This window comes from Turicibacter sp. HGF1, assembly GCF_000191865.1.
GTDB lineage: Bacteria > Bacillota_I > Bacilli_A > MOL361 > Turicibacteraceae > Turicibacter > Turicibacter sanguinis.
In genome coordinates this window covers 1-19,446 of sequence record NZ_AEXQ01000014.1, presented here as the reverse complement: position 1 = coordinate 19,446, position 19,446 = coordinate 1, and the positions used below count along the sequence as shown (strand labels likewise).

The 19,446-nt window shown below is 35.1% G+C and carries 21 protein-coding genes; 18 read left to right on the top strand and 3 right to left on the bottom strand.

Translation table 11 applies throughout. The annotated features are described in order from the left end of the window. The first annotated feature begins 227 nt into the window (after window positions 1–227). The 8 genes from HMPREF9402_RS01650 to HMPREF9402_RS01615 all read left to right on the top strand — a co-directional run bounded on the left by HMPREF9402_RS01650 (window position 228) and on the right by HMPREF9402_RS01615 (window position 8,138). Window positions 228–1,913, top strand: coding sequence for an ABC transporter substrate-binding protein (locus HMPREF9402_RS01650; protein ID WP_006785788.1), 1,686 nt, complete (start codon window positions 228–230; stop codon window positions 1,911–1,913). A 75-nt stretch (window positions 1,914–1,988) separates the two neighbouring features. After that, complete coding sequence (locus tag HMPREF9402_RS01645) at window positions 1,989–2,948, top strand: ABC transporter permease (RefSeq protein WP_006785787.1); 960 nt, start codon at window positions 1,989–1,991, stop codon at window positions 2,946–2,948. Window positions 2,949–2,957: 9 nt separating this feature from the next. Continuing rightward, window positions 2,958–3,887, top strand: a complete 930-nt coding sequence (locus tag HMPREF9402_RS01640) for an ABC transporter permease (protein ID WP_009606268.1) — start codon at window positions 2,958–2,960, stop codon at window positions 3,885–3,887. Window positions 3,888–3,899: 12 nt separating this feature from the next. Beyond that, window positions 3,900–4,907 (top strand): ABC transporter ATP-binding protein, encoded by a 1,008-nt coding sequence (locus HMPREF9402_RS01635; RefSeq protein WP_009606273.1) that lies wholly within the window; start codon window positions 3,900–3,902, stop codon window positions 4,905–4,907. Beyond that, window positions 4,897–5,931 (top strand): ABC transporter ATP-binding protein, encoded by a 1,035-nt coding sequence (locus tag HMPREF9402_RS01630; RefSeq protein WP_009606272.1) that lies wholly within the window; start codon window positions 4,897–4,899, stop codon window positions 5,929–5,931. The genes HMPREF9402_RS01635 and HMPREF9402_RS01630 overlap by 11 nt, the downstream gene beginning before the upstream one ends. Before the next feature lie 34 nt (window positions 5,932–5,965). Continuing rightward, complete coding sequence (locus HMPREF9402_RS01625) at window positions 5,966–6,664, top strand: N-acetylmannosamine-6-phosphate 2-epimerase (protein ID WP_006785783.1); 699 nt, start codon at window positions 5,966–5,968, stop codon at window positions 6,662–6,664. A gap of 98 nt (window positions 6,665–6,762) precedes the next feature. After that, complete coding sequence (locus tag HMPREF9402_RS01620; protein ID WP_006785782.1) at window positions 6,763–7,479, top strand: GntR family transcriptional regulator; 717 nt, start codon at window positions 6,763–6,765, stop codon at window positions 7,477–7,479. Window positions 7,480–7,493: 14 nt separating this feature from the next. After that, window positions 7,494–8,138 (top strand): peptidylprolyl isomerase, encoded by a 645-nt coding sequence (locus tag HMPREF9402_RS01615; protein WP_006785781.1) that lies wholly within the window; start codon window positions 7,494–7,496, stop codon window positions 8,136–8,138. Window positions 8,139–8,166: 28 nt separating this feature from the next. On the opposite strand, the gene HMPREF9402_RS01610 is transcribed toward HMPREF9402_RS01615, so the two are convergent. Beyond that, window positions 8,167–8,619: a YhcH/YjgK/YiaL family protein gene (locus HMPREF9402_RS01610; protein WP_006785780.1), complete on the bottom strand. Its 453-nt coding sequence runs from the start codon at window positions 8,617–8,619 to the stop codon at window positions 8,167–8,169. A gap of 380 nt (window positions 8,620–8,999) precedes the next feature. Here HMPREF9402_RS01610 and HMPREF9402_RS01605 point away from each other — a divergent pair, with 380 nt between their 5' ends. Further along, window positions 9,000–9,839, top strand: a complete 840-nt coding sequence (locus tag HMPREF9402_RS01605; RefSeq protein WP_009606270.1) for a hypothetical protein — start codon at window positions 9,000–9,002, stop codon at window positions 9,837–9,839. Window positions 9,840–9,851: 12 nt separating this feature from the next. Beyond that, a complete protein-coding gene (locus HMPREF9402_RS01600) occupies window positions 9,852–10,223 on the top strand; it encodes a PH domain-containing protein (protein ID WP_009606269.1) in 372 nt (123 codons plus the stop codon). Between the two features lie 29 nt (window positions 10,224–10,252). Here the strand turns inward: HMPREF9402_RS01600 and HMPREF9402_RS01595 are convergent, their stop codons facing one another. After that, window positions 10,253–11,197 (bottom strand): pectinesterase family protein, encoded by a 945-nt coding sequence (locus HMPREF9402_RS01595; RefSeq protein WP_006785777.1) that lies wholly within the window; start codon window positions 11,195–11,197, stop codon window positions 10,253–10,255. A 174-nt stretch (window positions 11,198–11,371) separates the two neighbouring features. Between HMPREF9402_RS01595 and HMPREF9402_RS01590 the strand changes: the two genes are divergently transcribed. After that, window positions 11,372–11,848 (top strand): dual specificity protein phosphatase family protein, encoded by a 477-nt coding sequence (locus tag HMPREF9402_RS01590; RefSeq protein WP_006785776.1) that lies wholly within the window; start codon window positions 11,372–11,374, stop codon window positions 11,846–11,848. Between the two features lie 80 nt (window positions 11,849–11,928). Beyond that, a complete protein-coding gene (locus HMPREF9402_RS01585) occupies window positions 11,929–12,297 on the top strand; it encodes a hypothetical protein (protein ID WP_006785775.1) in 369 nt (122 codons plus the stop codon). A gap of 16 nt (window positions 12,298–12,313) precedes the next feature. On the opposite strand, the gene HMPREF9402_RS01580 is transcribed toward HMPREF9402_RS01585, so the two are convergent. Further along, entirely contained in the window at window positions 12,314–13,495 is a 1,182-nt protein-coding gene (locus tag HMPREF9402_RS01580; protein ID WP_006785774.1) for an MFS transporter, read from the bottom strand. 269 nt (window positions 13,496–13,764) lie between these two features. Between HMPREF9402_RS01580 and HMPREF9402_RS01575 the strand changes: the two genes are divergently transcribed. From HMPREF9402_RS01575 to HMPREF9402_RS01550, 6 genes are all read left to right on the top strand, one after another. Further along, the gene (locus tag HMPREF9402_RS01575) at window positions 13,765–14,556 is read left to right on the top strand and encodes a hypothetical protein (RefSeq protein WP_229040175.1); all 792 of its coding nucleotides are present in this window, start codon (window positions 13,765–13,767) and stop codon (window positions 14,554–14,556) included. A gap of 309 nt (window positions 14,557–14,865) precedes the next feature. Next, a complete protein-coding gene (locus HMPREF9402_RS01570) occupies window positions 14,866–16,038 on the top strand; it encodes a THUMP domain-containing class I SAM-dependent RNA methyltransferase (protein ID WP_006785772.1) in 1,173 nt (390 codons plus the stop codon). 182 nt (window positions 16,039–16,220) lie between these two features. Then, window positions 16,221–16,421: a cold-shock protein gene (locus HMPREF9402_RS01565; RefSeq protein WP_006785771.1), complete on the top strand. Its 201-nt coding sequence runs from the start codon at window positions 16,221–16,223 to the stop codon at window positions 16,419–16,421. Between the two features lie 118 nt (window positions 16,422–16,539). Next, window positions 16,540–16,821 (top strand): rhodanese-like domain-containing protein, encoded by a 282-nt coding sequence (locus HMPREF9402_RS01560; protein WP_006785770.1) that lies wholly within the window; start codon window positions 16,540–16,542, stop codon window positions 16,819–16,821. Between the two features lie 195 nt (window positions 16,822–17,016). Beyond that, entirely contained in the window at window positions 17,017–18,354 is a 1,338-nt protein-coding gene (locus HMPREF9402_RS01555; protein ID WP_009606267.1) for an alkaline phosphatase family protein, read from the top strand. Continuing rightward, window positions 18,347–19,186 carry a phosphatase PAP2 family protein gene (locus tag HMPREF9402_RS01550; RefSeq protein ID WP_009606266.1) on the top strand — a complete coding sequence of 280 codons (840 nt, stop codon included), beginning with the start codon at window positions 18,347–18,349 and terminating at the stop codon, window positions 19,184–19,186. Before HMPREF9402_RS01555 ends, HMPREF9402_RS01550 begins: the two co-directional genes overlap by 8 nt. Window positions 19,187–19,446: the final 260 nt, after the last annotated feature.

Below are 19,446 nucleotides of genomic sequence, written 5' to 3'. Positions count from 1 at the left end.
AAAAAACAGATGGTCATACAAACCATCTGTTTTTTTATATTGAACCCTAAAAAAGTGATGATATGGACAAATTTGTTTCTCATTAGGACTATTTTTTCTCATTTTTTAAAAACGTTTACACGGGGTGTGGGCGATGATATGATGAGTTTGTAAATGAAATAAATATTCAAAAAAAATTTAGATGATGAATATTTTTTTCACATCAAATTGAGATGGAGGAAAAGTGGATGAAGAAGTTATTTACTGGGATGATTGCAACACTAGCGTGTGTATCTTTAGTGGCTTGTGGTAATGGAGGAAATGAGGCAAAAAATGAAACTAACGATAGTTCAAATGGAGGAACAGTTGCAGAGCAACCAGCAACATCTAATGAAGAAAAAGTTCTGTATTCAAATGGGGGGGCTGTTGAGTTTTTTGAAACACCATGGTTAAACCCAGGATTATTTATGTATAACAAAGTATTATATGAGCACTTAATTGAAGCAGATGAAAACTTAAATCCAGTAGAGGGAGGACTTGCTTCAGACTATTCCTTAAGTGAAGATGGAACACAATTAACTTTTGTTTTAAGAGATAATATCTATTGGCATGATGGAGAAAAGATTACACCTGAAGATATTAAATGGAGCATCGAATACTCAATGAGAACCGCTGTGTTAAATCCAGTCTTCACGTCAACTTTCCATGCTATTTTAGGAGCTGATGCTTATTTAGCAGGAGATACAGAAGAACTTGAAGGAATCGTGATTGATGGAAATAATGTGATGATTACGTTTGAAAAAGTAGCACCAGATGCGTTGTTAACTTTTACACAATTTGCTCCATTACCACAAAAGTATTTCACAGATGTTGACCCGCTTCAAATTCAACAAGCAAAATTCTTCCAAAACCCAATTGGGTCAGGTCCATATAAAATTGAAGAAGTAAAAATGAACGACTATACCGTATTAGTTCCATTTGATCAATACTATGATGGTGTGGCAAATTTTAAAATTCATTTAACACCAAGTGGTGAAAGTGATTCAAACTTTGTTAATAACGCAAAAGCTGGATTACTTGACTATGGGTATACGAAAAATGTTGATGATGTGAAAGCTTTACAAGGGGTTGAGGGATTAACTATTAATCAAGTGGATGTTCGTTATACTCGTTTATTGTATGTAAATAAATTTAATAAAAAAGATGGATCTGTTTCACCATTAGCTGATGCACGCATTCGTCAGGCGATTCGTTATGGAATCGATATGCAAGCAATTTGTGATAACTTATTCAATGGTTCAGCTGTTCCTGCTAATAGCTTAACGCCAAATGGATCAAGCAAAGTTTCTGGTTTAAATGATTATGAATATAATCCAGAAAAAGCAAAAGAATTATTAGCTGAGGCAAATTGGGATCCAAATTATGTGTTAGATGTTGTTTACTACTACACAGACCAATTAACTGTTGATTTAATGACAACTATTCAAGCTTACTTAAGCCAAATCGGTATACAGATGAATTTTAGATTAGTTGAGGGAGATTTAGCAACGATTTTATGGTCAGCACCAGAAGATCAAGTCAACGGACCATCAGCTGTTGATTGGGATATGGCATATGGAGCAAATGCTGCTTTATCAATGCATGAATATTATGACCGCTACCGTACAGGCTCAGCTTCTAACTCACATACTCCATCAGATGAGACGTTAAATACTTTAATTGATGCAACAAACTCATCAATGGATGCTAAAGTTCAACAAGATGCATTCTATGAATTACAAAAATACGAAAATGAAACATTATTTACAATGGCATTATATTACCAGCCAGTTTTCTTAGTGCAAAGTCAAAAAATTGTTAAAGGGGCTGATGCAATCGGGAACCCACAGTATAACTACAACTGGGAAATTCAAAACTGGGAATTAGCGGAATAATTTAATTCTTAGTGTCATGATTTAAGGAGTGGAACTTAAATCCACTCCTTATTTTAAAATATGGGGGAGGGCCACATGTTTAATTTTATTGTTAAAAGATTACTCGGAATGATTCCGATGGTGTTCATTATTACGTTTTTAATTTATTTAGGATTAGAATTAACGCCAGGTGACGCCGTATCACATTTAATTAGTCCAGAATTATTAGCCAATGCCGATCCAGCAAAGCTTGAAGAGTTACGCCAGTTATATGGTTTAAATGATCCATTCTTAGTTCGTTATTTCCGTTGGGTCGTTGAACTGTTACAAGGCAATTTTGGATATAGTGTTTCAAGTGGTGTTCCGATTAGCCAAATCTTAAAAGAGTTAATTCCAGCAACGCTTGAGTTATCAGCAGCCGCTTTATTTATTTCAACTGTTCTTGGAAGTATCCTTGGATTATTCAGTGCGATTCGTCGTGGGACTTTTACAGAAGGGTTATTAACAGTAGCTGGTATGATTGGAGTTTCGATTCCACAATTTTTCTTCGGAATGTTATGTATTTTAATGTTCTCATTAAATTTAGAATGGTTACCCGTTGGCGGACGTTCGATGCCTGGACAAACAGCCTTTTTTGATCGAATCGAATATTTAATTTTACCTGCGTTAGTTCTTGGAATTGCCCTAACAGCAGGGGTTATGCGTTATGCACGCTCAAGTATGTTAGATACGATGAACAAAGAGTACATTAGAACAGCACGTAGCAAAGGGTTACCTGAGTGGCGGGTTAATTTAGTTCATGGATTTAGGGTGGCATTGACACCGGTTGTTGTTTTAATTGGATTTAGGTTACCAACACTCATCGGGGGAGCCGTTGTGATTGAAACGATTTTTAGATGGCCGGGTGTTGGAAATGCCTTTGCAACCGCTGTGCGTGCGCAAAATTATCCATTAGTTATGATGATTGCTTTATTTTCTGTCTTAGCTGTTTTAACTGCTAGTTTCTTAGTTGATGTGGTGACAGCCTTACTTGATCCACGAGTTAAATTAAAATAGGAGGTTCTTATGAGTGCGAGTGTAATGAAGAGAAGTCGATTTGATCGAAGACTTGATAAATTAAGAGAAGCAGAGGAAAAAGGGCAACCCGGTCACAAAAAGATGAATCGTTCTTTAAGAAAGTTATTAAATAATCGGTTAGCCGTTATTGGCGTTATTATTTTTGGAGTTATTTTGTTATCGGCGATTTTTGCGCCACTTTTAACGCTGTATGATCCACTAGCCATTGATATGAGTAGTGTTTTAAAAGCTCCATCAGCCACTCATTGGTTTGGGACAGATAAGGTCGGGCGTGATGTCTTTGCCAGGGTCTTATATGGAGGGAGAATTTCAATCTTAATTGGACTTGGAAGTGCATTAGGATGTGCAAGTATTGGAGTATTACTGGGTTGTTATGGAGGATATCGTGGTGGTTGGTTTGATGCTTTAATCCTACGTATTTCTGAAGTCTTTATGTCATTTCCCCAATTAGTACTTGTCTTATTATTGGTGACTATTCTTGGACAAAGTTTAATGAATTTAATCATTATTTTTATTTTAACTGGATGGGGGAGTGTTTATCGTTTAACACGCGCTCAAATATTATCCATTCGAGAGGAGGAATATGTTCAATCATTAAGAGCCTTTGGATTAAATTCATTTGTGATTTGTTATAAACACATGTTACCGAATGCGATTGGTCCTATTTTAGTTAATATTACTTTAAGTACAGCGATGTTTATTTTAGAAGAAGCATCTTTGAGTTTTCTAGGACTGGGAGTTCCATTACAAATCGCGACTTGGGGAAATATTTTAAATGCCGCACAGGATATGTTTACGTTACAAAATAGCTGGTGGTTGTGGTTACCCGTTGGGGTTGTTATTTCATTATTTGTGATGAGTATTAACTTTATTGGAGATGGACTAAGAGATAGTACCGACCCAACACAACAAGGATAGGGGTGTGAGAGTGTGCAAAATGAAGCAGTAGTGACCGTTAATAATTTAAATACGTATTTTTATACGAATCAACGTTGTAATAAAGTCATTAATGGCGTTTCGTTTGAAATAAAAAAAGGAAAAACATTATGTATTGTTGGAGAATCAGGATGTGGAAAAAGTGTAACCTCATCTTCTATTATGCAATTGTTACCGAAGTTAGCTCGCATTGAAGCGGGAGAAATTATTTATCATTCGCATCAAGGAGATATTCGAATTGATCAATTAAAGCGCAATGGAAAAGAAATGCGAGCCTTACGTGGGCAGGAGATCTCAATGATTTTTCAAGATCCGATGACGGCTTTAAATCCGGTGTATACAGTTGGATTTCAAATCATGGAAAACATTTTAGCGCATGAAAAAATAAGTAAAAAAGAGGCTCGAGAACGAACATTACAATTATTAAAAAAGATGGGAATCCCATTTCCAGAAAAGCGAATTGATGAGTATCCACATCAGTTTTCAGGTGGAATGCGTCAACGTGCAATGATTGCGATGGCGATGAGTTGCAATCCTAAAGTTTTAATTGCGGATGAACCGACGACTGCACTTGATGTAACGATTCAGGCACAAATTTTTGAGTTAATGAATCAATTAAAGAAAGATCATGAAACGGCTATTTTATTGATTACTCATGATATGGGAGTGGTGAGTGAGCTAGCAGATGATGTTGCAGTGATGTATATGGGAAATATTATTGAGTGTGGAAGTGTTGACGAAATACTAAGAACCCCTGCGCACCCATATACAAAAGCTTTACTGAAATCTATTCCGATTCTAGGAAAAGGAAGTCATCAAGATCTTCAACCAATCAAAGGTTCAACACCTGATCCATTTGATCGTCCGACTGGATGTCAATTTGCACCACGTTGTGAGTTTTCGTGTGAAAAATGTAATCAAATGCCAGGGGAAACCATGGTTGATGGCACGCATATGGTTCGCTGTTTTAAATATAAAGAGGTGATGAATAGTGGAAAATAATCAGGAAGTTTTATTAGAATTAAAAGGGGTTAAGACTTATTTTCCAATTAAATCGGGATTGTTTAAGAAAAAGGAACAGTATGTTCAAGCTGTTAATGGAATTGACTTAACCATTTATCGTGGCGAAACGATTGGATTAGTGGGAGAGTCAGGATGTGGGAAAACAACGCTTGGAAAATCAATCTTACAATTAGTTAGACCAACTGCTGGAGAAATGCTGTATCAATTTCAAGAAGAAGGTCAAAAAGATTTAAGAAAACTGACAGCAGAGGAAATGGATTTGGCCCGACAAAAGATGCAGATTGTGTTTCAAGATCCTCATTCTTCGTTGAATCCTGCGTTTACTATTTATCAATCTTTATCAGATCCTTTGAAAAAATTTGGCGTTAAATCCAAAAAAGAGAGACGACAAATTATTGGTGATTTATTAGAGGCAGTTAATATGCGACGCGATTATATGGATCGTTATCCTAATGAATTTTCGGGTGGTCAACGACAACGAATTGGGATTGCGAGAGCATTAAGTATTAATCCTGAGTTAATCGTTTGTGATGAATCCGTTAGTGCTTTAGACGTTTCTATTCAAGCTCAAGTGTTAAACTTATTAAAACAACTCAAAAAAGAACGAAATTTAACATATATTTTTATTACACACGATTTAAGTGTTGTTGAATATATTAGTGATCGAATTGCGGTGATGTATCTTGGAAAAATTGTTGAACTTGCTAAAACAGATCAGATTTTCTCGCATACGCTTCACCCATATACACAAGCTCTTTTATCGGCTATTCCGGTAGCTGATTTAGATAAAAAGACTGAACGTATTGTTCTTGAGGGCGATGTTCCAAGTCCAGTTAATCCGCCGAGTGGTTGTCATTTTCATGGACGTTGTAAAGATTGTATGGAAAAATGTAAAACAGTCATACCAGAATTAAAACGTTACTTGATTGACGGAGAAGAACATTTTGTGGCTTGTCACCTTGTTGCAGATAAAATGAGTCAAGATGTCGAAGAAGTTATTTAAGGGTTGATGTCGGTTATAAAAGGAGAGGGGAAACGTGACAAAAGATTTTATACTTGAAAAATTAAAAGGGAATTTAATTGTGTCCTGCCAGGCTTTAGAGGGTGAACCATTATATCAAGAGGATTATAGTGTCATGCCTTTGATGGCACGAGCTGCAAAACGTGGGGGAGCTTGTGCGATTCGAACGAATAGTGTTCGTGATGTTGCCTTGATTAAAGAAGAAACAAATTTACCGATTATCGGGATTATTAAAAAACAATACGAAGGGTTTGAGCAATATATTACAGTGACAATGGATGAAGTGGATCAATTAGTTGGGGCTGGTGCAGATATTGTGGCGCTTGATTGTACGTTAAGAGATCGAGTAGATGGACGCAGTGTTAAAGAATTTATTCAGGCTATTAAGGACAAATATCCAGAGTTGTTATTAATGGCTGATATTTCAACATATGAAGAAGGCGTTTATGCCTATGAAAGTGGGGTTGACTTTGTTGGAACGACTTTAAGTGGGTATACCAGTTATTCAATGCCAAGTGGGGGACCTGATTATGAGTTAGTAGAAAAGTTAGCTCAAACAATTAAGGTGCCTGTTATTGCAGAAGGTAAAATTCATTATCCAGAACAAGCGGCTAAAATGCTTGAAATTGGGGCTTTTTCCGTTGTTGTGGGAGGGGCTATTACAAGGCCTTTAGAAATCACAAAACGATTTGTTGATGCTTTGCATCAAGATTAGAAACAATAAAACAAAAAGAACCAGGTGTCAGATTACATAGACACCTGGTTTTTCTTTTGGTAAAATCAAATTAATATAATATAAAGGATGGATGAGGCGTGTCGTTACCAAGATATCGTGAAATTGCACGAGAATTAAAAGAGCAAATACAAGTGGGACATTATAAAGAGCATCAAACGATTCCTTCAGAACCGGAATTAGCGAAACTTTATGATGTGAGTCGGATGACAGCACGTCAAGCGATTAATGAATTAGTGTACGAAGGTGTTTTGTATCGCGTAAAAGGGAAAGGAACGTTTGTTAATCATCAAAAGTATGAAAAAAGCATTCATGGACTGACAAGTTTTAGCGAAGATATGATTCAAAAAGGATTCAAACCGAGTAGTCGATTAATTAGTCAGACCGTGAGGCTCGCCAATGAAATCGTTGCAAGTAAACTTCAAATTAAAGAAGGTCAAGAAGTGATTGAATTAAAACGTGTTCGCATGGCTGATGAAGAACCAATGGCAGTAGAAATTGTTTATTTACCGGTTCAAATTATTAAGTCATTACCTGATGATATCGGCGCTATTTCATTATATGATTACATTGAAAAAGAGTTAGGACTTTTAATTGATTATTCGATTCAAGAAATTGAAGCTATTTCACTAGAAGCCCCGATTAGTACTTATTTAGAAGTAGAAGCGGGAGCACCTTGTTTACTCATTTGTTTACAGTCTTACTTAAAAAGTGGTCAAATTTTTGAATACGTGGAATCATATTACCGAGCCGATCGCTATAAATTTATTCAGCCAGCTTATCGAAAAGGAATTTAAGGGGGATTTAAAAAATGAAAAAAATAAAATATTTAGCCGGAATCATCATGTGTGCCATGACTTTAATCGTAATGGGATGCAGTAAAGTTGAATTACCAGATGAAATTATTTATCCAGAAGTTGAAACACCTGAACAATTACCGATTGTGACGATGGTTATTAAAGATTATGGGACCATTGAAGCCCAATTGTATCCGCAGATCGCACCGAATACCGTGTATAATTTTATTTCATTAATCGAAAAAGGGTTTTATGATGGATTAACGATTCATCGAGTGGATAAAGGATTTGTTTTACAAGGTGGGGATCCGACAGGAATTGGAAGTGGTGGACCTGGTTATCAAATTGTTGGAGAATTTGCAGCGAATGGGATTGGAAATGATTTAAAACATACAGAAGGTGTATTATCGATGGCACGTTCAAATGATATGGACAGTGCCGGAAGTCAATTCTTTATTATGCTGGGTGAATTTCCTCATTTAGATGGTTCTTATGCAGCTTTTGGAAAAGTGATTAGTGGAATGGATGTAGCGCATGCTTTAGAATCATTAACGGTTGCGCCTGATGGAAGACCCGTTGATAAAGAAGTCATCATTGAGTCTATGACGGTGAATACGTTTGGGATTGATTATCCTGAACCAGAAGTAATTTCAGAATAGGAAAAAGAGGCCAAGGGCCTCTTTTTGTTTATGATAATTTAACTTTACAAACTGCTTTTTGAACGAGTTCGTGATTGATTTTTAATTTTGGCATGTGAATATCTTCTGGAAACACGATGACGAATGTTTCAGGATAACATGGACAGTTAATCAACGGAGTTCCCTCAAATTCAATGAAATCAGTTTTCTCGTCATAAGTTGTTTTGATATTTAAATCACTAACATCTGCATATCCTAAGTATTCGCATCCTGATAACACGAGATGGATATCTAAATAATTTTGATGCCCCTCAAGTAAGCAATTAGAAAGTTCTTCTCCATAGTAATCAAATCGATTAATAAAGACATCATTTCCATCAATTTCAGTTTTGCCTAGTGGTAAAGTCGATAAATCATGATTTGAAATAAAATCAATAGCTGTATCTAAGTTTTGGTTTAATCCTTTGTAACGTGGTAAGTCTTTTAGTTTTCCGATTATCATTGTTATTCCCCCTCAACATCCATATTATACCACATTCCATCCTTTAGGTAAGAGGTTACATATAAGAGTTGAAGATGAATTTTGAATGAATTAAGTCATTCTAATTTTTAAGCAAATTGAAGGTTTGGAAAATTGAAAAAAACAGAAAATAAAATTAAAAATACTTTACATATGAAGAGGATAGGAACTAGAAATTAGGAGCAGGGATAGATCGATTATAAAGTATGAAAGTTATGACGTGGGTGATAAAAAACGAGTAGGGGCTAACTCTACCCGTTTTTTGGCTTTTACTGATGAAATGACATTTATTTTGATTTTTATTCATAAAATGAAATGAAATACTGTGAGTGAATGGATGGAAAGGGAGTAGGGGGAAAGAAATGGATGATTTAAATCGTGCCTATCAAGTATTAGGAGTGAATGCTTCGATGTCGCTTGAAGAAATTGAAGCGATTTATGATGAGCTCGTTTTGAAATATAAAAAAGAGGCTAAGTGTAATATGTATTACAGGCAGAAGCTACAGGAATGGGAGGAAGCTTATGACTGTATTATGGAATGCCGATTAGACGAATTAGATGAAAGAGCGGAAGAAATGGATCGTATCTATCCGAGTCTCTCTGGTGCTTCGAATCATTTGGTTAAAGAAATTAAAATTGGCATGATAGTAGGAGTAGCAGTTTTAATCATGCTTGGAATAGTAGTGTTTGAGCAAATGTACTTTACAAAACAGACCTCAATTCAAGGAACTGAAAATCTCATCTCAGATGTTATTTCATCCGATTTAAATTCTGAATTATTTTATTTGGCGAATCACTTCACGTTAAACCTTGGAAAATTTAAGTCAACTGATGAGTGGGATTGGGGATACTATGAAAATGGACCGACTTGGACGGTTGTCGTCGTACTTGAAGTCACGGAAGCGACGGATTTGGGAGCTCTGATTAATTTAAATAATTTTCGATTAAATTCCGATTATCCGACGATTAGTATTCCTGAGGATGTTTATCTAGATTCTGATGTTAATCATATTCATTACTTAGGGGCTTACAGTGAGATTGTGCCTAAAAGTCAGAAATTTGGGATTGTTTTTAATGTCGATGCCTTTTACGAGGGAGAAGAGCGTTTTATTTATTATCATCATCCAGATGGACGTGTTCAAACGGTGGGATCGTTGTATTTTGAACAAGAAACTCGTGGAATATATGTGGATAATTTTTAAGGAGGGGATGGCATGTCATTCATGCAAAAGTTATCGGGTAATTCGGTAGAGATTCATCCTGATAAGGTGGATGAGAAGTTTAAACGAATTTTAACTTCAGATGAGGAGATTAAGTTTGCTTTTAAATCATTTCGAGACTATATTGTGTTGACAAATAAACGATTAATCCTATCAGATGTCCAGGGTGTGACGGGAAGTAAGGTTGAGTATGTAAACATTCCCTATCATAAAATTTCGTGTTTTAGTTTGGAGGCAGCTGGAACAGTGGATTTAGATGTTGATTTTAAGATCTGGGTATCAGGATATGGCGTTATTGAAAAAACCATTGCAAGGGGTGTTAATGTCACAGAAGTGAGCAAAATTTTAGCGGCTTATATTTGTTAATAAGAAAAAGAGAGGAGTGTACCTCTCTTTTAACATTTCGGATTCCAACCTTTTAACACACGTTCGCGAGTATAATAAGTTGGATGATTAATGACTTTGGCATATGAAGCGCGTTGATGTGGTGTTGCACCGGGACCATAACTGTTGTATTCAACAAATTGTACAGTGTTATGAGAGCTTAATTTTCCCCAATCATCCCATCCTAGAGGATGAATATGATGGCCCATATAGCAATTTAAAAAAGCAACGTGTGCATATTCTCTCCAAGGTCGACCAAGGAAAACTGTGTGCGGTGTGGCATTACTTAATAATTGGCAAGATTCAAAGACGTAGCCGTAGGGTTCTTCTTTTTGAGTAGAGGCAGCTGTAATATAACTGTGTCCGTTTAATGCATTTGAAAAAAGAGTACATTTTTCAAAGTAAGCCGTTGCGCTTCCAAAGATAAAATCAATATCTCCTTGAATGTAGCAGTTGTTAAAGTATTGGCGCCCCACTTCTCGTTTAGCGTGTTCTCTTGGGCCGACAAAAGACCCAGGCTTAATAGGTGCTGGTGGTAGAGGTCCCGTAAATAGCGTATCTTGATGCGCCAGGAAATAGCAGTCGTGAAATTGAATACAATCTCCATCTACATATAATGCGAGTGCTTGTCCTACCTCACTTCCTTTTCCCGCTTCGTTTTTAAAGGTTAAGTTAGAAAAGCATAAATGATTAGCTCCAATTAAAGCCGTATACGTTCGAAAGGTCTGATAAATTTCATCTTCATTCCATTGCTTTTTGGCATAATCAGAGAAGGTAATGATTGTTTCTTTTGCCTCTTCCCCAATAAAGGTTAAATGGGGCTTTTCAATCACCAATTTTTCTTCATAGACTCCCTTTTTAATATAAATCGTTTCAGGTTTACTATCTGAGATGGAATCAACCGCTTCTTGAATCGTAAAAAAATCTCCTGTTCCATCTAATGCGACACGTATCATCGTTTTTCCCCCCGGTATTAGAATTATAATAAAATTATATCAATAATTTTCTATAAATGTATCGTTAAATGAGCATTAGATGGAAGGAAAAGAAAATCATTGATTAGAAGGTGATAAATTTCAAAAATCTACAATAAACTATAGTATAAGAGCTAAAGAAAAGGATGTGATCAAATGGAAATCAAAATTATGAGTCAACAAGAAGCACAGGATTGGAGCTATGACCAATGGATGGGCGTTGCTTTATTGGTATCCATTGTTGGAACAAATACAGAGCCCCCAAACTTTTATCATAACCCAAGAATTGTTGAAAAAATATCATTAGCCTTTGATGATATTACGGAGGTAGCGGATAGTCAAACGTTACTGTCTGAGGCGCAGTGTCATCAAATTAAAGATTTTGTCTTAGATCATGCAGAAGAAGTAGAAAGTATCGTCATTCATTGCTTAGCGGGTGTATCTCGTGGTGCTGCGATTGCTTTTGCTATTTGCCGTTTACTTGGAATGGATGACATGTGGATTTGGACGTCTAATTGTTATAAACCAAATTCGTATTGTGTTGAAAAGTTAAATCGGGTTTTAAACTTAGGTTTAACCGAAGAGGAAATTGATGCTCGGCACGCCTTAATCACCTTAGAAAAAGTCAGCTAAAACCATTTGTTGTAAGCGTTGATAAAAATAGGGTGACATGTTAAGATAAGGGTGAAATACTTCTGAATGGGGATGAGTTTATGGAAGCGCAAAAAAGATTTAACCTTAGTCTTGTGACTGCTGTTTTAAACTTAATTGCAGGAGTTGTCTATTTGTTAGTAAAACTCGTAATTCCACAAATTGAATTAACAGGTGGGCTATCGGAACCAGCAAAAGGGTTTTCTGGTTTCATGCTATTAGTGTTCTCTTGTTTCGCACTAGGATTACTTGTTCTTAACCTCATTACAATGGCTTACTTAAATCGAGAAGGAAAAAAAGTGAAAGGAGCTGTGATTGGAGCAATTGGTCATACTTTTTCATTTTTTGCAATTGGTGCCTTTTATGGCATTCCATCGTTCGTTTTATGCCTCATTAGTTCCTTGTTATTATTTAAGCCTAAAAAGTATTAAACTAAAAAGACATCAGCTATGATTTGCTGATGTCTTTTTGTTTTGTTTTATATTCTTTAATCAGAACGATTAAAGCAATAAATGCAGTAAAACTTCCGACTAAAAACGGTAATTTACTTCCATAGTCATATAAGAAACCAGCAAGTAAAGAACCGACAATCATCCCAAGAGATCTGGCCGAATTCTGGATTCCCATGATTTCGCCAGCATTGTCTTTTGCATGTTTTGAAATCATACTCTGATAAATCGGTTGTGCTAATGGTAAGACGATGAAGAAGATGATTAAGAATAATCCAACAATTATCAGATTAGAACTAAAGGCCCACATAAACAATGAGAAAGCAGTTAAGGCGATGACCACCATTAATGTTTTTAGTTCATCGTATTTAGCAGCCAGTTTTGGACTAATTAAGAAGTTAACTAAAATGGCACAAATGGGTGCGATACTTAAAACGAGTCCATTTAATTGAGTTGGAAGTTTTAAATCTGATTCAACAAAGTAACCGATTGTTGAATTATAAGACGTTGTGGTAATGTTCATAAAGGCAACCGTTATAATCAAGCTTCCAAGTGTTGATTTAAAATCAATCGATTTCTGGCTCAGTTTTAAGTGGTTAGTCGCAATAGAGGCTTTTCCTTCTTTTTTCGTTTCAATGGTTTCTTTTGTGAAAAGACCAAGTGCAATCGTTAATAAGATGCAGGCAATAAATTGGGCGATGAATGTGTACTTATAATTTGACGCTCCGATCCATCCTCCAATATTAGACCCGAGAGCGGCTCCCATTGCTGTTGTGGCAGCTAAGTAGGCCAGTGATTTAGCACGATTTTCTTTTGTTGAAAGATCGCTAATAGAGGCCATTATAACAGCGACGTAACTAACGCTTAAAATTCCCCCAAGAATCCTGAAGATTGAAATGACACCTGCTGTTTGGCTAAGTCCGAATCCAAGTTGTACGGTTCCATATCCTAAAACACCAAGCATCAAGAAGCGTTTACGCCCTTTGTAATCGGAAAGACTTCCCCAAATCGGTGAAAAAATATAGCTACCTAGAGACATCATGGCAAAAAATAATCCAAACATATATGACGGTAGCCCTAATTCATTAATAAGGCGAGGTGTGACGGGATGAGCAAAGTTAAAGACCGTCATGATTAACAAGTTAAAAATCAAAAATTTTCTTAATGATTGTTGTTCCATGTATCCTCCTAATTTTGAGACATTTAACTATCATTATATAAGACTTATCCTATGAATTCAAATGACACATTCTTTGTTTTTTTTCTGACATGAATAAAAACGTCGAATTCTTTTTTTTGATTAAAGTCATACGCTGAATCTAAATCACGTAAGCTACAATATAAAGAATTATTTTAAAATAATGAGACATCATGAATGAGGATTGTTATGTCGTAACGATAAAGATAACACATAAAAAAAGATCTAATAGCACATACGAAAGGGGGAAGTTGCTAAAGTTAATCACTTTGGCAATGAGGGAGATGTCGACTAGAAAAAGAAAGTATTATCGTAACTGGTATCAAGAATGGAAACTCGAAGAAGAATTAGAGGAAGGAAAACAGCTATATGAAAAACCACGAATAGACCCGACACAATATAAGGCGAATCATGATTTAAGCCGTCAGTACGCAGGGAATCGTCAAAATCATAAATCCTCAAATCAACACCTCAACTTATCGCTTTCAAATGATGGAATGGGAGCTGATGTTTTACGAGGTATATTAGTGGGGCTACCACTTGTCATTGTTTTAGTTACTATTTTGTATGCAAGTGGCGTGATTCCACAAGAAAAACTTCTTGGATTATTTGGAGTGAATTCAGTGAGTCCAATCACAACATATCTAACCGAGTATGACGAATTAATGTCAATGCATAATGAAGTGAATCAACAACTTACCTCACATTTAAAATTAAATGATTTTTCAGATAGCTATAAACAAGAACTTCAAACTATTCAGCAAAATATTGAAATTAAAACCACTGGTATCAGTGAAGGGGCAGATGAATCTTTTTCTAATTTAAATCGCCTATTATCTTATAAATTAGCTAGCTTAAATCAAATGGTAGAATTAGTCATAGCAAATGAAAGCATGACATCTGAAGTCAGCGATTATTATAGCCAATTTGTGACCGATCAAAATCAAGTGGGCACACAAATTACATCGGAACTGACATCATTGCTTGATCAGCAAAACATTAAGTACGTGAAACAAGTCAATGGAACCATTGAAATTAAATAAAAAAAAAGTCATTCAGTGAATAATTGAATGACTTTTTTTTGTTTAAACGGTTTCTTAATCGTTCATGATATAAAGGATACTTTCGGTTTAAACTGATACGATTCAAACGACAAAGTTAGATAATCGTTGCCACCAGTTCAGATTAATGATAAACTTAAAAATGGTATTTTGGGCCATCTTAAAAACGACGTTGTGAGTTTGAGTAAGATGGATAGAATAAAAGAGTAGTTTAAATCTAATTTTGTAATTAAATGTCATCTCAGTATTCGTTTAACTAAACGATCTACTTTAAGATAAGGAGAAATATATATGGATTATCAATTAATTGCAACAACCACATTTGGAATTGAAGCCGTAACAGCTCGCGAATTAAAACGATTAGGTTACGAAGATTTAAAATTAGAAAATGGTAAGGTTCATTTTGAAGGAGATGAAATGGACATCGCCATTACAAATACATGGTTACGTACAGCAGAACGTGTTTTAATCAAAGTAGCAGAATTTGAAGCGACAACATTCGAAGATTTATTTAATCAAACAGAAGCCATTGACTGGAGTCAATACATTCCAGTTAACGGGAAAATGCATGTTGTAGGGAAGTCGGTAAAATCAACTTTACACAGTGTACCTGACTGCCAATCAATCGTAAAAAAAGCCGTTGTTAAAAGTATGCAACGCGCGTATAACCAAGATTGGTTTACAGAAGATGGACCGGTTTATAAAATTGAAGTAGCATTACTTAAAGACGTTGTGACATTAACAATCGATACATCAGGAGCGGGACTACACAAACGTGGATATCGTGAATTCGCTGGAGAAGCTCCGTTAAAAGAAACATTAGCAGCAGCTTTAGTTTACTTATCACGTTGGAAACCAGAACGCTTACTGGTTGACCCATTCTGTGGATCGGGAACGATTTTAATTGAAGCAGCTTTAATTGGAAATAATATTGCACCTGGATTAAATCGTCAATTTGTTTGCGAAGATTGGCCATCAATGGATCCTGAAATTTTTGAACAAGTTCGTGACAGTGCTCGTAAAGCCATCAAGAATAACTCATTACGTATGTTTGGTTATGATATAGATGGACAAGTTTTACGTACGGCTCGTCAAAATGCTGAAAAAGCAGGAGTTGCTAAAGCAATTGAATTCCATCAATTAGACTTCCATAAATTCTCTTCTAATTATAAATACGCCTATATGATTACAAATCCTCCATATGGAGAACGTATCGGTGAAGAGGATGAAGTCTTCAAATTAAACAAAAAATTAGGAATCATGAAACGTAAATTAGATACTTGGGATTTCAATATCTTAACGTCGTTCTCTAAATTTGAAAAAGCATTTGGACGTGAAGCGGATAAAAACCGTAAATTATATAATGGACGTATCTTAACACGTTACTATCAATATTTTGATAATAACTTAAAACAAAAATATGGAGCAGTCGTATCTGAAACAGCTGTTTCAACAGAAGAATAATCATTAAAAGCTACTTTTTTAAGTAGCTTTTAAAATTTTTTTATAAAATATGAATAATTTTAAAAATAAAACCAACAATATTAATGATAGTTCCATCAGTTTTAATATTTAATAAATGACATGTATTAGATGAGATGTAACTAATTAATTAAAATGATTTTATTTTTGGAGGTTTTTTTAACATGGCAACAGGAACTGTAAAATGGTTTAATGCTGACAAAGGATACGGATTTATTACTGTTGATAACGGTGATGAAGTGTTTGCTCACTTCTCAGAAATTCAAAGTGATGGATTTAAAACATTAGAAGAAGGTCAAAAAGTTGAATTTGAAATTACTCAAGGAAACCGCGGACCACAAGCTTCTCATATCGTTAAACTATAAGCATTAACTTAAGAGACTATTAGACTTTCCTGATAGTCTCTTTTTTTATTTATTGCATGTCATTTTATAAATAAAAGAATCAATGGTACAATAAGAGAGGATAAGGAAGGTGCAAAATATGAAACACATTCATATCAAAGATTTAAAACCTCAATTAAATGAGATCAATTTAATAGATATTCGCGAGGCATTAGAATTTAAAACGTTACCTAAATTAGCGCAAGCCAGACATATCCCGATGCAAGAATTAGTGAGAGAACCCCATCAATATTTATCAAAAACAGAGTGCTATTATTTAATTTGTCGTTCAGGAGCTCGTACGGAGCAAGTGACAGCATACCTAAATTCTTTAGGATACGATGTCATCAATGTATTAGGTGGAATGTTAGAATATCGATAGGTTGGAGTTGTATTTTATGACAACTCTTTTTTTTATGAGCTAAACATAATCTCTCGTTATATTTAAGTGTTTATAAAAATAAGGTGTAATAAAAGGTAAAGGGGAGAATTTAATGGGGGCAGTGAAAACATGAATAAAATAATGAAAGTAATGATATACATAGGAGTAATCATTATTTTAATAGGGGGAGTTTGGATGTGTTTTGATTTGGGACAAGTATTCAAAAAAACAGCTTATACAGGAAATGAAATAGCTAAACATGTCATCATGATTAGTTTAGATGGTGTATATGAAGCGGATTTTGATAACTTAATGCAACGCCCTGTTTTTTTAGAGTTAATTAACAGGGGAGCCTATTCTAATCAAGTAACTACCGTCTATCCAACCTTAACTTATCCCATCCATACTTCAATCGTCACTGGAACGACTCCGGATAAACACGGAATTTATCATAATCACCAGCTACAGGTAGGAGTCCCAATCAAAAACCAAACGTGGTACTGGTATCAAGATGAAGTAAAAGTTCCTTCATTGTTTGATAAACTCGCACAACATCAATTTGTGACGGCTAGTATTTTATGGCCAGTCACAGGACGAGGAAATATCACTTATAATATTCCTGAAATTATTGCCTTAGCAGGAGAAAACCAAGCAACGAAATTATTAGAAAGTGGTACACCGATGTACTTGGTTAAGTCCTATTTGAAATATGGAAAAATCTTAGGAGATGGTACCCAACCTAAGTTAGATCAATTTTCAACCGCTGTAGCAGTTGATACGATAAAATCTAAGAAACCTAATTTGTTAGTGATACATCTTATTTCCGTTGATCATTTTCGGCATGATTTTGGTGTTGAATCTATTGAATCGGTGAAGGCATTTAATGTGTATGAGCAATCAGTGATGGAAATTGTAGAAGCAGTAAAGGAAGCGGGATATTATGATGATACAGTCTTTGTTTTGACAAGTGATCATGGGCAGATGGATGTTCATCAGAATGTTTATTTAAATAATGTGTTAAAAAGAGCGGGATATATCACTGAAACAGAAGATGGACTAGATTACAAAGCTTATGTTCAATCCCTTGGGTTAGGAGCTTATGTTTATATTAAAGACCACGATTCAGTTATCAAAAAAGAAGTGATGACGTTACTGCGATCTGTCATGCAAGATCCTACTTACGGTATTGAAACTATCTATACAGTTAATGACTTGAAGCGTCTTCATGCTTCATCAGATGTTGATATTGCAATTGAAGCCAAGGCGGGCTATCAATTTAAAGATGATTTAACCTCTAAAGATGTTAAATCAAATTTTACAAAAGGTAATCATGGCTACTCACCGCTTAAGGCAGGTTATAAAACTATTGTCATGATTTCAGGTGTCGGGATAAAAAATCAATTTGAGATGGGAAATATAAGCGTCATGGATATTGCTCCAACTATTGCTAGCATACTAGGATTAGATTTTTATGATTGTGATGGCAGGGTGTTGAATGAAATATTTGAAGAAGGGGAAAAAGAAAATGAGTGAGTTAGATATTATACGCATGATACAAAGTATACATAATGAAGTTTTAGATCAAGTGGTTCAGTTTATCACGATGTTAGGAGAAAGTGCCGTTATTTTGTCGGTGATTCTTTGTATTTACTGGGGCTATAATAAAAAGTTTGGTGAATACATAGGCTATTCTTATTTTACAAGTTGTTTGTTAAATAATTGGATTAAGAATATTTTTAAAGCAGAACGTCCGATTGGTAAAGAAGGGATTCGTTCTCTAAGAACTCAGACGGCAACAGGTTATTCATTTCCAAGCGGACATACGCAAGGAGCCTCTTCAACCTATTTTGCGATAGGAATATTCCTGAAGAAGCGCTCGATTAGATGGGGAAGTTTACTTCTTATATTATTAGTTGCGATTTCTAGACTCTACTTAGGTGTTCATTATCCGCGTGATGTAATAGTTGGATTACTGCTTGGAATTATAGTCGCAACGATTACGTATTATCTTTATGAAAGAACAGAAAATAAACAGTTCTTATATTTAGCGACTTTAATTGTTTTCATTCCTGGGATTTTTATGACTTCAATAGATTTTTCAAAATCAATAGGAACATTTATTGGATTTGCGCTCGGAACAACAATTGAAAAAAGGTATATTCAATTTCAAGAGAATACAACACTAGTGATTAAAATCTTAAGATGCTTAATTGGAATTCTTGTTATTTTAAGTCTTAAACATGTATTCAAAGAAATCCTAGGAGAGATTAGGAATGCAACTTTTATTATTTATAGCAGTATAAGTTTTATAGGATTTGGTATCTATCCCTTGTTTTTTAAGGGGAAAGGACAAGAGAAAAAGTAGCATCATTAGATGCTACTTTAAAATTCTTCAAAAAGTTTGAAAATAGGTTTGACAAAAAACGACAAACTTGATAATATATAGAAGTTCGTTTCAATAAAAGGTAATGAATTGAAAAACTTTTTTCAAAAAAGATTTGACAAGAAACGACAAACCTGGTATTATATAGAAGTTCGTTTCTGGTAAATAAAACGAACTAACAAAGAATTTTAAAAAGTATTTGACAAAAGAGATGTTGGTTGATAAAATAATCGAGTAACTTT